At 68.5% G+C, this 12923-nt stretch carries 11 protein-coding genes and 1 tRNA gene; 5 read left to right on the top strand and 7 right to left on the bottom strand.

What is annotated here, in order from left to right:
• The first annotated feature begins 24 nt into the window (after nt 1–24).
• From MUG78_RS11795 to MUG78_RS11785, 3 genes are read left to right on the top strand one after another with little or no spacing between them, the layout of a single operon-like run.
• Entirely contained in the window at nt 25–282 is a 258-nt protein-coding gene (locus MUG78_RS11795; RefSeq protein ID WP_246995015.1) for a hypothetical protein, read from the top strand.
• A 4-nt stretch (nt 283–286) separates the two neighbouring features.
• Nucleotides 287–1312 carry a hypothetical protein gene (locus MUG78_RS11790; RefSeq protein WP_246995013.1) on the top strand — a complete coding sequence of 342 codons (1026 nt, stop codon included), beginning with the start codon at nt 287–289 and terminating at the stop codon, nt 1310–1312.
• Between the two features lie 29 nt (nt 1313–1341).
• Nucleotides 1342–1722 carry a hypothetical protein gene (locus MUG78_RS11785; RefSeq protein WP_246995012.1) on the top strand — a complete coding sequence of 127 codons (381 nt, stop codon included), beginning with the start codon at nt 1342–1344 and terminating at the stop codon, nt 1720–1722.
• 37 nt (nt 1723–1759) lie between these two features.
• Here MUG78_RS11785 and MUG78_RS11780 read toward each other — a convergent pair whose 3' ends face one another.
• The 3 genes from MUG78_RS11780 to MUG78_RS11770 form a co-directional block, all read right to left on the bottom strand.
• A complete protein-coding gene (locus MUG78_RS11780; protein WP_246995009.1) occupies nt 1760–2305 on the bottom strand; it encodes a hypothetical protein in 546 nt (181 codons plus the stop codon).
• Nucleotides 2306–2495: 190 nt separating this feature from the next.
• Nucleotides 2496–4043: an HNH endonuclease signature motif containing protein gene (locus MUG78_RS11775; protein WP_246995007.1), complete on the bottom strand. Its 1548-nt coding sequence runs from the start codon at nt 4041–4043 to the stop codon at nt 2496–2498.
• A 384-nt stretch (nt 4044–4427) separates the two neighbouring features.
• Nucleotides 4428–5054 carry a sigma-70 family RNA polymerase sigma factor gene (locus MUG78_RS11770; RefSeq protein WP_246995005.1) on the bottom strand — a complete coding sequence of 209 codons (627 nt, stop codon included), beginning with the start codon at nt 5052–5054 and terminating at the stop codon, nt 4428–4430.
• Between the two features lie 204 nt (nt 5055–5258).
• On the opposite strand from MUG78_RS11770, the gene MUG78_RS11765 reads away from it, so the two are divergent.
• Nucleotides 5259–5750: a cell division protein ZapB gene (locus tag MUG78_RS11765; RefSeq protein WP_246995003.1), complete on the top strand. Its 492-nt coding sequence runs from the start codon at nt 5259–5261 to the stop codon at nt 5748–5750.
• On the top strand, nt 5743–6972 hold the full coding sequence (locus MUG78_RS11760; protein ID WP_246995001.1) for a hypothetical protein: 1230 nt from the start codon (nt 5743–5745) through the stop codon (nt 6970–6972). Before MUG78_RS11765 ends, MUG78_RS11760 begins: the two co-directional genes overlap by 8 nt.
• A gap of 176 nt (nt 6973–7148) precedes the next feature.
• Here the strand turns inward: MUG78_RS11760 and MUG78_RS11755 are convergent, their stop codons facing one another.
• From MUG78_RS11755 to MUG78_RS11740, 4 genes are all read right to left on the bottom strand, one after another.
• Nucleotides 7149–8402 (bottom strand): IS256 family transposase, encoded by a 1254-nt coding sequence (locus MUG78_RS11755; RefSeq protein ID WP_246996999.1) that lies wholly within the window; start codon nt 8400–8402, stop codon nt 7149–7151.
• 306 nt (nt 8403–8708) lie between these two features.
• A tRNA-Arg gene (locus tag MUG78_RS11750) sits at nt 8709–8781 on the bottom strand.
• A gap of 80 nt (nt 8782–8861) precedes the next feature.
• On the bottom strand, nt 8862–11459 hold the full coding sequence (locus tag MUG78_RS11745) for an AAA family ATPase (protein ID WP_246994999.1): 2598 nt from the start codon (nt 11457–11459) through the stop codon (nt 8862–8864).
• Nucleotides 11456–12700 (bottom strand): metallophosphoesterase family protein, encoded by a 1245-nt coding sequence (locus MUG78_RS11740; protein ID WP_246994997.1) that lies wholly within the window; start codon nt 12698–12700, stop codon nt 11456–11458. Before MUG78_RS11740 ends, MUG78_RS11745 begins: the two co-directional genes overlap by 4 nt.
• Nucleotides 12701–12923: the final 223 nt, after the last annotated feature.

The following is a 12923-nucleotide window of genomic DNA, read 5'->3' as shown; positions in this document are numbered from 1 at the left end:
ATCTGCCGTGGCATGATCGGGCGCATGCGTGTGAGCGGGTTTCTCGTCGTCATGGTGGCCCTCGGGGTGGTGGGCGTGGTGTGGATGATCGCCGACATCGTCAACCTCGGCTGGGGCGGCGTCCCGGGCAGCACCTACGCCTGCGGCGTCCTCGGCGTGCTCCTGATCGGCTTCGCCATGTACCGCGAGTTCGGCGGTCAGCCGTTGATCTCGTCGGTCCCCGGCCACGAGAGCCAGGCCCAGCAGTTCGAGGAGCAGCAGCGTCGCGACGGGCTGCGCTGATCCGATGACCTCCCCCACGATCGCCGAGCAGCTGCTCGACGCCCAGGTGAGCTGGACGCTCGCGCGCCTGACCGGCGACGAAGTCCCCGTCCTGGTGACCGCCGTGGTCGACGATGCCCTGGCCACCGCCGCCGCGGTGACGATCGGCGAGCTCGTCGACCCCGCGGAAGTGAAGACCCTGGCCCGGCTGGCCGCCACCCGCGCACCGGCCAGCTCCGCCGCGACCACGCTCGCCGAGACCGCCGCGCAGATCCTGTCCGACGGCCCCGCCGACGAGTACACGCTCCGCGAACTGATCGACCGCGAGAACGTCGAACGCCTCACCGACGAGATGCTGGCGCTGACCCCCACCCTGGCGAAGGCGCTCGACGACCTGACCAGCAGCCCGCTGGTGGCATCACTGGCTTCGCGTTTCGTCGGCCGCATCGTGAACGACGTCCTGGCCGGCAACCGCGCGGTGGCCGAGCGCATCCCCGGGGTCGGTTCCCTGATGAATCTGGGCACTTCGGTGGCGGGCAAGGCGATCGGCAAGACCGGCGAGCAGTTCGAGCAGCTGTTCGGCGACACCGCCGCCAAGGGCGCCGAGTTCGCCATGAGCCGCCTGAACAAGATCATCATCGCCACCCTTGACGACCCGCAGACCCGCACCGCGGTCCTCGAGGTGTTCGACCTGTACGCCGACCGCCCCGCCGGTCACGGCGAGCGCCTGCTCCCCTACGACGACGCCCTGCGCGTGGCCGGCCTGGGCCAGGACCTCGCCATCACCGCCGCCGCGAGCGCCCCGGTGCTGGCGCTGCTGGACGCCTTCGTCGACGGCTTCTTCGCGACCTACGCCGATCATCCGGCGGCGGTGCTGATCGAAGACATCGACCTCACCCGCGACGACCTCGTCGAACGAGCCGTGGCGATGGCACCGCGCCTGCTGGCGGCCGCCGCCGCCAGCGGCGAGCTGGAGAGGGTCGTCACCGAGCACCTCGCGCCGTTCTACGCCTCGCCAGAAGTCGCCGCCATCCTGGGTGCGCAGGTTTAGCGAAACCGCTTTCGGGGTACCCGGGTCACATGGCTGCCAACAACACCCACCCGAATCCGAACGCGCGTGCCCCGGCCGATCCCCCGCGCCCCGATCCACCGATGACGCCCGGGCAACGCGACGTCGAGAAGCGCTGGGGCGATCCCGCCGGGTACCGCGGGCCGATGCTCTACGCGGTCCTCGTGGTGGTGATCGCGATGGTCTTCCTGCTGCTGTTCGCGCTGCTCGACGGCATGCTCGCCATGGCGGTGGCGGTACCGGCCACCTTCCTGATCGGCGGCCTGGGCGCCCTCGGTCTGGGCATGTCGACGTATATGCGACGTCGTTCCTGGGTCGGCTGGGAGGGCACTGCCTGGTTCCTGCTCGTCCTCATGCTCGTCGCGCTGCCACTCCCCGCAATGGCACTCTGACCGGATCCAGCCCCGCGCCGATCGAACCCGACCCGGCTCACGCGGGCGGGTTGATGGTCCGCGCGCTGGCGACGTAGCCGACGATCGGGCTCACGCGCAGTTCCACATGGGCGTCCACCGCCAGGTCCCGGCGGGTTCGCGCGCTGCGGATCGTCCATCGCTGTGGGCCGTCCGGCGTGTGGCAGACCAGTTCGTAGCGGGAACGACGACGGTCGAGCCCGGAGTCGCGGCGCTCGAAGATCGCCTCCTGGACGATGCCCGGCAGGACGTCGCCCATCCGGCGTTCGCGGATGCTCACCACGCGCCCGGTCACTCGACGGCGCAGCACCAGATCGAGGACGCCGATCACCACCTGTGCGGCGCCGAGCAGCACCGGCACCATCGCGACGACGATCAACGCCGTCCCCCAGCCGGTCGGTGCGGTGGGTTCCAATCCCACCGTTGCAGCGTCGGTGTCCGACAGCAGATCGCCGCTGCGCAGCCGCCATCCGATCCAGACGATCGCCGCACCGACGGCCAACTTGATCAGACCCCGCAGCACCAGGCCCCCGGGGGCGCGCCCGCTCCAGGGCCGGAGGGACACCCCCGCTCGATGCGACCATTGTTCGACCGAACCGAACGACATGACTGCTCACCCTGCCTTCGCTGTATCGCGACCATACCGAGGAAATGACGAAATAAGGCGAATGTCCGTTTTCGTCTCGACGACAGGTCCCGCTTCGCCGCGCCTGCCGCCGAACGCGCAGGGGGCAGCGTCCACCTGACCCTGGTGGTCAGGCGGCGGGGTGGTGTGGGGTGCTCGAGTGGCCCTCGTGGCCGTTGTGGTCGACCGAATCGGCGTGATCGTCGTCGGTGCTGGCGCGGGCCCGGTGCGGCGCGAACTGCTCGGGGTGGAACACGGGGTTGACCTGCCACGCGCCCCCGCGGCCGGCGGGGCGCCACGCGACGCGCCCGGCGCGGGCGCCGCGTTCGAGGATGACCGACTCCCACTGGCCCCACTTGTCGCCGGAACTGCGGTTATGACGGCCGCAGGCGCCGCCGAGGTGGTCGATGTCGGTGAGTCCGCCGCGGGACCAGTCGGGCATGTGGTGCGCCTCAGTCCGAACGAACGGCACCGAGCAGCCCGGCCCGGTGCAGCCGCGGTCGCGCGCGAACAGCGCGAGGCGTTGGGCCAGGCTCGCGAACCGACGGGCGCGCCCCAGGTACAGGCACTGCCCGGTGGCCGCGGAGAACACGGCGAGGTGGGGTACGGCGTCGGCGGCCAGCTTCACCAGATCGGAGATCGGCAGGCGCGCGCCGGTGGCGGTCCACGCGATCCCGGCCTGCCGGGCCAGATCCTCGTCGGTCACCGTCACCACCACCTGCGACGGGATGCGGTCGGGCGCGGGCTGACCGGCCAGCGCGAGCGCCCATTCGCAGAGTGCCTCGAGCGCATCGTGTTGGCGTTGACCGATGGTGCGGTCGTCCCGGGCCGCGGCGGCAGCCAATACGGCGGGGTCCAGGCCGGGCTGATCGGCGGCGCCGCGCGGGGATTCCGGGTCGTCGGGGTTGTTCATGCCTGCCGCCGCCCACTGGTGCAGCACCACTTCGAGCTTGGCACGCAGCGTCGGAGTGAGCAGCGCCCGGACCTTGCTCATCATCTGCCGGTTCTGCGGCTGCAGGTGGAAACCGCGTTGACGGCGACGTTCGCGGTCGTCGGTGAGCGTGCCGTCGGGGTCGAGCCAGGCGAGGATGCGGTTGCCGACCGTCACCAGCGCACCCGGATCCAGTTCCCGGGCCGCCGCGGCCAGCATCGTTTCGGCCTGGGCGCGCTCGTCGGGCGCGATGCGGCTGGGCAGCCGATCCATCGCCTCCGCGATCACCGACACGTGTTCGGCGCCGATCTCTCCGTCGGCCACCGCTGCGGCGGTATCGGGCAGCGCAGGCTCGAGCTTCTCGCCGGTCATCGCGGTGAACCGCGCAATGCCGGTGGCGGTGACCTTGCGACGACGGGCTTCGCCGTCGCCGAGGCGGACCCCACGGGCGTACAGCGAGTGGACCGACATGAATCCGGCGGTCGAGTCGACGTCGCGGTCGGAGACCTCCAGATACAGCGCGGCGTCGAAGACCTCGCCCCGCCGACGGGTCTGCTCGCGCAGCTCCAATACGTCGAGCAGTTCCGATTCCGCGTGGCCGGACAGCGCTCCCGACAGGCTCGCGGTCGCCAGCCGCTTCTCGGCTTCGTCGTGGACCGCCAGCAATTGGGCGACGGAGAGTTCGGAGAGGATGCGCCGCAGTCCGGTGGCGTCGAATCCGGCGTCGTTACTCGCGAATCCGCTCACAGCGACCCCCTCCTTCCTTTTCTCGCATTAATGTAACGCGCGCCTACGACAATTCATTCCGCCCCAGGAAAGTCATTTTTCCGACTCCCAGAGAATCATTCCGCAGCCCTAACATAGCCATAATCTACCTCGCGCCTCGGACAATTTAGTGCCGCACAACGACACATCGACGCTCTCGTTCCGCCTGTTCACAGCCCCATCACTCCGACCCATACGGTACGTCACCGTGCCGACAATTCCCGTATTTGATGGCGGCTGATTTTGCCTCAAGTTCGATTTAATCAACGAATTACGTAAGGGCATATTATATACCCAGGAGCCGACAGAAATGGCACCCGATTACGGCTTCTGCACAGAATGCTCCGCGATATTATCGCCGCACCATCACGACAATGCGGGATTCAGTTCCGACCGCAGAGCATTAAGCGTTGTGCGCAACCGCCGCGAGACATGCACCTGCGAGATGCCCACGGTCTCAGCGATCTCCCGCTGCGACTTTTCGTCGCGGAATCGCAGACGCAGGATGCGCCGGTCCGTCGACGCCAGCACCCGGAGTGCCGGGGCCAGAGCCAATCGGTCGTCAACCGCCCGGTAGCCGGGGTCCGGTGCGCCGAACCCGTCCGGGCGGGCGGCATCCAGGGACACGACCGTCACCAACTCACCCTGCTCCCGCAATCGTCGGGGCACCCGGATGGTCGGCACCCGGTCCCGGAAGTGCCGCCGCACTTCGCCCATCACGGTGGGGACGGCGAACGACAGCAGGTCCGCGCCCGCGGCGGGATCGAAGCGGTCGACGGCCTGGATGACGCCGACGCGCGCCACCTGAAGCAGGTCATCGAAAGGCTCCCCGCGGCCGCTGTAGCGGCACGCGATGTGCTCGGCGAGCGGGAGACACAGCACGATCGCCCGGGCCCGCAGGCGGTCGCAGTGCTCGTCGCCTGCGCCGCATGCGGCGCGCTCGCGCAGGAGCTCCGCCGCGCGGGCGTATCGGTCGTCATCGAGTGTGGTCATCGCCGCCGCCATAGCCGGGCCGTCGACCTACCGGCGGCAGGCCGAACCGGTACTTCCGACGCTACCGAGACCCGACTCCGTCGACAACCTGCGAAGACACCTGGCACAAGCACTACCTGCCGGACAGAATCGGTCCTGACCATTGCGCCCTCCGCGCTCGTTCACCAGGCAACCGCAACGCACGGCACCGCTATCGGTAGCACCATGGGGCTGTCCGGTGCCGCCGCGACGTCCGCAGGCTTAGCGACTATCGGCGGCGGTTCACTCGCCGCTGGCGGATTCGGCGTCGCTGGCGGCACCATCCTCATTTCGGGCATCGGAGGCGTTGCTGGTGCAGGGGCGGCCGCCACCGGGACCCGATACAGTCCACTGGCTTCGCGCTCAGTGACGGCAGATGCAATCAAGCTCGACCTCGTGGCACGAGTTATCATCGCCGATTCGCCAGACCGCGATGAGAAGATGAGGCGCGTCGTCGAGAGTCTTCAGGAGTCGATCAATGCGCTAAGCGATCGGACCAAGCTTCTAGCCGAGAAGATCGCTGAACTCAAGAAGGAGAAGGCTGTAGCCGACGCTGAGAACAAGGCCCTCAAAGAGACGATCAAAGCGATGAAGTCCGAAAAGGTCGAAACGCAAGCAGCCCAAACGGCGCTGACCGTGGTGCGTGACCGACTGCCGGAGTTTACCCGCTGTGAATGACGACATCGAGCGCAACTTGGACACACAAGCGCGCCGGCTGGCCGATCTCGACGCGCTCATCAGCGCCGCTCTCGACGACGACCTGGAAATCGAGATTCCGGAGAGCCCTCGACGCCAGACATACACGGAACTCACCGCGTACAACGACGCGCTCCGCAACGAGCGCGACTGGACAGACATCGACCTCGATGCCGTATTGACCGACCAGCAGCGCGCCGCATGGGAGTTGTGGAGGACCAAGCACCGCCTGGAGTGGAGGCACGGCGACTACCTCGCGGTTGGTGCGGTTGGTTTCGTCGGGCTCCTATGCACATGGTTCGACGCCTCGATCGACCGCGCGCTAAGGGATCGGCTAAGGACTCTGACCGAGTCTTCATTGGTCCAGCGCTGGGAAGCGGCTGGCAAGCGTCTCCCGATCGACTACATGGGGCCTGGCTTCGGCGGCCGTGCGCACCGCGTCAAAGCTGCAGGCCATGATCTTGCCCGCCCAATCGAGGCGATCCGTCAAGTCATGGCGGGCGAGTTCCGCGGGATTCGGTGGCAGAACGGGATAGCAGCCCCCATCGTCAACGGCGCGTACCAGGGAAACATCCCGTTCACTGAGGCAGCGCTCCGACTCGGCCAGCATCTTCTGGCTGATGTCATCACCCCGATGAGCTTGCCCATCCCAGGCATGTCCCTCCTATACGAGAGCAATAGCGAAGCCCTTCGGAAGTTCGCTCTCCACTCCTATAGCGGGCTTGAGGCCGGTGGCGGCTGGAATGTCCGCAGCGGGCTGGCCACACCGAGTATGACGGTCGTCATGACAGAACTGCTTATCCGCACCTATGTCCACGCCAAGGCTTACCAGAGGACGGGAACCGCCGAACTCGACTGGCCGCAACAACGACGTCGCACGGAGCTACTACTTGCTGCGCATGGGCTGGTCTCGGCAATCTCCCTCGGAAAGGTCACAGCCCAGATCGCTGCACACGGTGCAGCCGGCAATTTCTGGCGAGCCGCACATCCATCACACGTCCGGCACGCGAACATCCCAGCACTCCTGCGCACGGGAACACTCGCTGCGACGGTGGTGACAGATGCATACCGCGCGTCGAAGATCCCCGGTGCTCGCTCATGGGACGAACTATTCGTAGCGACCGCCCAGCCATGGCAGCTCGACCTTGTGGGTCGATTCGAATGTTCAAGTGCCCTAACCGATCTTCCGCTCGATGTCAGCTAGCCGAGTGTGACTTGGTCAAGCCAGACTTTCGCCGCTGTCTGGGGGGACTCGAGACCGACCTGACTCCTTCGCTCAAGAACGCCCAGAACTGCGACCATGGGATAGTGCCCCTTGGGGTGGTGGACTTCGGATCGGGCGTAGAGTCACGCGTTCTGATCAACGAGTCGTTGTGAACGCTATGCGATTTGGGCTTGCGCGTCCAGGAGTGCGGCGGCCTTGTCCTTCTCGGCGAGGACCTCGCGTAGCTCGTCCATGGAGACCTCGGACATGTATCTGCGGGTGACTTGCCATTCGTCGTGTGCGTCGATCACGACGGCGGTCGCGAGTCGGAGGAACGCGGCGGGGTTCGGGAAGATCTCCACGACGTCGGCGCGTCGTTTGATTTCCTTGTTCAGTCGCTCGATCGGGTTGTTCGACCAGATTTTCTGCCAGTGCGGCTTCGGGAACGCTGAGAATGCCAGCACGTCGGTTTTCGCGTCCCGCATCATCGCTGCCGCCTTGGGGAACGGCCCGTCGAAGGTGTTGGCGACTTGATCCCATTGCGCGGCAACATCTTTCGCTTCGGTGTGAGCGAAGATAGTCCGCACTCCGGCGGTAACGACGGGCTGCTGTTTCGCCGCGACCGCTCCGTGCAGGTTCCTCATGAAATGGACGCGGCACCGTTGCCACGTGGCACCCGTAAACTGTTGTGCCACAGCGGTTTTCAATCCTGCATGGGCGTCAGAGATGACCAGATGCACCCCGTGCAGCCCACGGGCCTTCAGGCTTGCCAGGAACTCGCGCCAGAACTCGTACGATTCGCTCTGCCCGACAGCGGTACCCAGGACCTCGCGGGTCCCGGTGATCGACACACCGGTAGCCACTACCAGCGCCTGGGAGACCACGTGCGCGCCGACACGGACCTTGCAGAACGTGGCGTCACAGAACACATACGGGAACTCGGTGTGGGTCAGTGAACGCTCCCGGAACTCGGCGATCTCAGCGTCGAGACCTGCACAGATCCGGGATACCTCACTCTTGGAGACACCGGAGTCCACGCCCATGGCCCGCACCAGATCGTCGACACTGCGGGTCGAGATACCCTGCACATAGGCCTCCATGATCACCGCGTAGAGGGCCTTGTCGATCCGGCGGCGTCGTTCCAGCAGGACCGGGAAGAACGACCCAGCCCGCAGCTTGGGAATCTTCACCCGCACATCACCGGCCGGCGTTGAGATCGTCTTGGGTCGATGCCCGTTTCGGACCGTCGTTCGGTCCGCCGAGCGCTCGTAACGGCCGGCGCCGATCGCCGCTGTCGCCTCGGCCTCGATCAGGGCCTGCAAGCCGGCCCGCAGGATCTCCGGGAGCACTCCGGCAAGACCGAGTTCGTCGGATCGGAGTGTGCCGAGTTCAGTCAGTTGCTCGAGCAGGGCAGAATGGTCGTGGGTCATCGCGTGATTGCCTTTCAGTTGAGTCACTTGTGAGGTAACTCACTGATCATCACGCGATGGCCCACCCCAACGGCGACACCAAGCTCTCCGGCGTGTCCACCGCCCTCAGCGAGCCACCAAACCCCACCACTCCAGGGGACTCACCCGACCATGGCCTCCTCTCAGCGCGGCCACGCGCGTTTGTCTGCGCTATATCCACCCATTCTTCGACCACATGTAAGTCGGCGACGGTGGCACGACGGGCACAAATCTGGCACAAACGCCACTGGTCAGGACCGAAATCGGTCCTGACCAGTGTGTTCTCTGTGCCCCCCGCAGGATTCGAACCTGCGACCTTCTGCTCCGGAGGCAGACGCTCTATCCCCTGAGCTAGGGGGGCTCATTGGGGCGTGAGCAACATTAGCGCACCGGTGGCGAGCGCCCCAAAACCGGCCCCCGTTCGGCGGGGCGCGGGCCCGGTCAGACCGCCACGACGGTGGCCTGGCCGACGTCGGCGTAGCGCTTAGGCGTGCAGGTCAACACGATGATCTGAGCGGCACCGGCGGCAGCGCCCAGCACCTGCGCCATCGACGTCAGGCGCTCCGGATCGGTGTAGCCGAGCGTGTCGTCGAGGATCACCGGCACGCCGTCGTCCTCGTCGACGATCAGGGCGCACGCCAGCCGCGCGATCAGGCCGAGCTGTTCGCGCGCTCCCCCGGACAGCGCGTCGACGGGCACCGTGACGCCGTCGAGGGTGCGGGTGGCCACAGTGAAGTCCTCGCGCACCTCGAACCGCACCGAGTCGCCGAAGACGGGCGCGGCGAGCTCCTCCAGGCGCCGCGTGAACGGCGCGACGTACCGCGAGCGGCTCTCGCTCCGGGTGCGCTGCAGCGAGGTGTACAGCAGGCGGGCCCCCTCGGCCCGCTCGGTGACCCGCGCGAGCTCGTTCTCGGCGGCTTTCGCCGTCGCCTCGGCCTCCGCCAGATCATCGAGGCGGTTCTCGGTGCGGCACATCTCCAGCACGGTGCGCAGCTGCGTCCGCTGATCCCGCAGCCGCGCGACGTCGCCGACGATGCGGTCCAGCCGTTGCTGCGCCTCGGCGGCGGCGTTCTGCAGGCCCGCCAGATCGAGGTGATCGGCGGCGGCGCGGGCCGCGTCCACCGCGGCAAGCGCCTCGGTGTGCGCATCCTGCGCCGAGACCAGGGCACCGCGCAGGGCTTCGTCGCTGTGCTGCGCACGCTTCTCCAGCAGGGTGGCCCGCTGCTGCCGGGCACCGGCCGCATCGCGTTCGAGGCCCGCGGCCAGCACGTCCATGCGTGCGCGCGCATCCGAAGCGGCCGCGCGCTCTGCCGACACCTGCTGCTGGGACCGCAGGAGTCGCACGTTGAGTTCGGCCACCGCTTCCTGCAGGTCCGTGGTCGGCCGCAGGTTCTGCTCGGCCGTCTCCTCCGGCAGTCCGGCGACGAGCCGCTCGCGCTCGTCCGCCAGCGCCTCCTCGGTGGATCCGGCCAGCACGCGGTGTCGTGCCTGGTCGACGTCCTGCAGGTCGCGCTGCGCGGAACTTCGCGCCGCGGCCCGCACGGCCACCTCGGACAAGTCGTCGACGCCGCATACGGCCACCAGGTCGGCGGCCTGCGCACGCAGGTCGGCCAAATGGTCGGCCAACACCTGCGTGTCGGCGGCGCCGCGTACCACCACGCGCACACCCGGCGCCTGGACCACCGTCTCGCCGACGGCGCTGAACTCGGCGGCGCCGGTCACCGGTCGGCCGTCCACCAGCACCTCGACCTCGCCCGTCGGCGCCACCTCGACGGTCGCGGCGACGGCCTCGACGCGTGCGGCCGCGGCGACGATCTCGCGATCGAGCTGCGTCGCCGCTGCCACGTGCGTGTCGGTCACCGGGTTGCCGGCGATCGCGTCGACGTGCCCAGCGCGCCGCGCGGCCAGGTCGGCCGCCTCGGCGAGCGCCGCCTCGATGGCGGCGATACGCGTCCGATCGGCCCCGGCTTGTACCGCGCGCTGCGCAGCCACGAGCTCGGCCTGCGCGGCCGTCAGTTCAGTATGGAGCGCACGAGCTTGCGCGTCCGCGGTCTGCGCCCGCGCGTCCGCCGCGGCCGCGGTCGCCCGCGCCTCGTCGAGCAGCGCCTGATCGGCGAGCTGCTGTCGATCCAATTCGGCCAGCCGTGTTTCGGCGGCTGCCCGGTCACGTACGTCGCGCTCGGCCACGTCCACCGCGATGGCTCGCCGCTCGGCCCGCTCGCGCGCCTGATCGACGACGGCCGCGACCTTCTCGGCCTCCGCGACCCGTTGGCTGCAATTCGCCGACTCCACCGTGGCGTGCACTTCGTTGTCGGTGGCCTGCCGGTAGGCCCGTTCGACGTCCGGAAGCTGCGCCGTCGCCTGCTCGGCGTTACGCAGCAGCGCGAGCCGCTCGTCGACGTCGCCGCGCGCCGCCGCAGCGGCCGCGCGGGCCGCAGCCAGCTCCGCGGCGGGTTTCCCGGACTTCTCCGTGAAGTAGCGCCGGTACTCCTTACCGGCCGCGGCGATCAGCGCCCCGGAGTCGCCGTCGTCCTCGGCGTCGTCGTCCGGGGTGGGTCCGGCGGCGCGGTCCAGGGCCTTCGCCAGCGCCGAGGAGTCGGTCAACTGCCCCAGGTCGGGTGCGCCCGACTGCATCAGGCGCAGCGCCTTGTACAGCGAGTCGTCCATCGACTGCCCCAGGATCTGCTCCACCCGCTCGTGGGCTTCGCGGCCGGTCAGTTGCTCGCGCCGCGGCTCGGTGATGGTCAGCGCGGTCTCGGCGCGCTTGTTGAACCGCTTGAAGTACTCGAAACGCCACGCGCCGCAACTGATCTCGGCGAGCACCTCGGAGCCGACGTCGCGCCCGGCGGGCTGCACCGCCTTCACCGCTGCGCTCTTACTGCTCGCCTGCGTCTGCAGGAGCAGGTCGAGTGCCTCGATCATCGACGACTTGCCCGCCTCGTTGGCGCCCTCCACCACGGTGACACCCGAGGCGGCGAACTCCACCTCGCGCTCGGCGATCCCGCGAAAGTCCTTGAGTCGCAGTCGATGCAGTCTCATGCCGAGACCCCCGAACCGGCCAGCCGGAACAGCAACGACAGTGCGCTGCGCGCGGCCGCCGCTTCCGCGGCGTCGTCGGAGCCGGCCGCCGCCACCAGTTCGTCGGCGGTCTGCGCGGCGTACCCGCTGAGGCCGAGCCCGGCGACGTCGGAAGGATCGGCGACCACGGTCAGTTCGTGATGGCGCTCCCAGATCCACAGCGCTGCAAGACGTTCGCCGAACTCGGCGAAGAGCTCGTCGAAGGCGGCGGCGTCGGCCACGCCGAGCGTGCCGACCAGGGCCAGCTTGACCACCGTGCGCGACTTGTCCGGCAGCGCCGTCAGCTCCTCGCGCAGGGCGGCGAGGTCGGCGGCGCCGTTGACGTCGCGGCGGATCGTGGTGAACCGCCACTGCCCCACCTGATGCGGCGCCACGCTGACCGCCGACTCCTGCCCGCGGCGCAGTGTGACCGCGAGGACCTGTCCCGAGTCGTGTTCGACGTGATCGAAGTCGGTCACCTCCGGCGCACCCGAGTACCAGATCCGACCCGAGTCGCCGATGGACGTGACCGAATGGCGGTCGCCGAGCGCCACGTAGTCGACGAGTCCGGTGTCGACGGCGGCCTGCAGCGTGCCGACCGCGACCGTGGCCGGATCGGCGGCCGGACTGAACTGGTCCACGCCGCCGTGTCCCACCACGATGCGCAGGTCGTCGGCGGGCGCCAGGCGCCCCAGCTGGTCGGCGATCAGGTCGCTCTCCGGACGCTTGCTGGTCCACGGCGCCGCTACCAGGCTCACGCCGTCGCGCACCCGCACCACGCCGGCGTGGTCGAGCACGTGCACGTTGTCCGGGCAGGCGCGCACGAACGTCTCGCTGCGGTAGATCGACGTGGAGTCGAGCGGATCGTGATTGCCGGGCAGCAGGTACACCGGGACCGGATAGTCGCCGAGCGCATCCAGGGTGCGCCGGATGACCCGGGAACTGGCCTTCGGATCGTCGAAGACGTCGCCGCAGACCACGACGAACTCCGCGCCCACGGTCTGTGCCAGCGTGCCGATCGCGACGACCGCATCCGCGCGGGCCGCGTCGTAGGTGTGCTGCGCCTGACCGCCAAGGAAGTGGCGACCCATCCCGAGCTGCCAGTCGGCGGTGTGCAGGAAGGTGACTTCCCGCTCGGCGCCGGGCTCCCCGGCCGGCGCAGCGGCAGCCGCGGCCGGCTGGTGGTCGTCGAAATCGGGCAAGTCGAACAGCGAGGCGGTCATCGTCGGCCCCCTTTCCTTCTCGATCGGCTCGTCATGACGATCGTATGAGCGAGTACCGACAATCCCGGTCAGGCCGGGCCGGGCCGATCGCTGCCGGAACCCCCGCGTCGGCATCCACGCCTACTCTGGACGCAAGAATCGTCGACCGGCGTGACGCACGCCACGTCGGCGATCGGGAATCATCGGCGGCGACCGCGATGTTGGAATGCTGTTGCGCACTCGC

The organism is Gordonia alkaliphila (assembly GCF_023017165.1).
Lineage (GTDB): Bacteria > Actinomycetota > Actinomycetes > Mycobacteriales > Mycobacteriaceae > Gordonia > Gordonia alkaliphila.
This window is presented reverse-complemented; position numbering and strand designations above follow the sequence as displayed.

Bases quoted from the DNA above. Each gene is read 5' to 3' on its own strand.
- MUG78_RS11795 (WP_246995015.1), top strand. From the start codon at position 25: ATGCGTGTGAGCGGGTTTCTCGTCGTCATGGTGGCCCTCGGGGTGGTG.
- MUG78_RS11790 (WP_246995013.1), top strand. From the start codon at position 287: ATGACCTCCCCCACGATCGCCGAGCAGCTGCTCGACGCCCAGGTGAGC.
- MUG78_RS11785 (WP_246995012.1), top strand. From the start codon at position 1,342: ATGGCTGCCAACAACACCCACCCGAATCCGAACGCGCGTGCCCCGGCC.
- MUG78_RS11770 (WP_246995005.1), bottom strand. From the start codon at position 5,054: ATGACCACACTCGATGACGACCGATACGCCCGCGCGGCGGAGCTCCTG.
- MUG78_RS11765 (WP_246995003.1), top strand. From the start codon at position 5,259: ATGGGGCTGTCCGGTGCCGCCGCGACGTCCGCAGGCTTAGCGACTATC.
- MUG78_RS11755 (WP_246996999.1), bottom strand. From the start codon at position 8,402: ATGACCCACGACCATTCTGCCCTGCTCGAGCAACTGACTGAACTCGGC.
- MUG78_RS11745 (WP_246994999.1), bottom strand. From the start codon at position 11,459: ATGAGACTGCATCGACTGCGACTCAAGGACTTTCGCGGGATCGCCGAG.
- MUG78_RS11740 (WP_246994997.1), bottom strand. From the start codon at position 12,700: ATGACCGCCTCGCTGTTCGACTTGCCCGATTTCGACGACCACCAGCCG.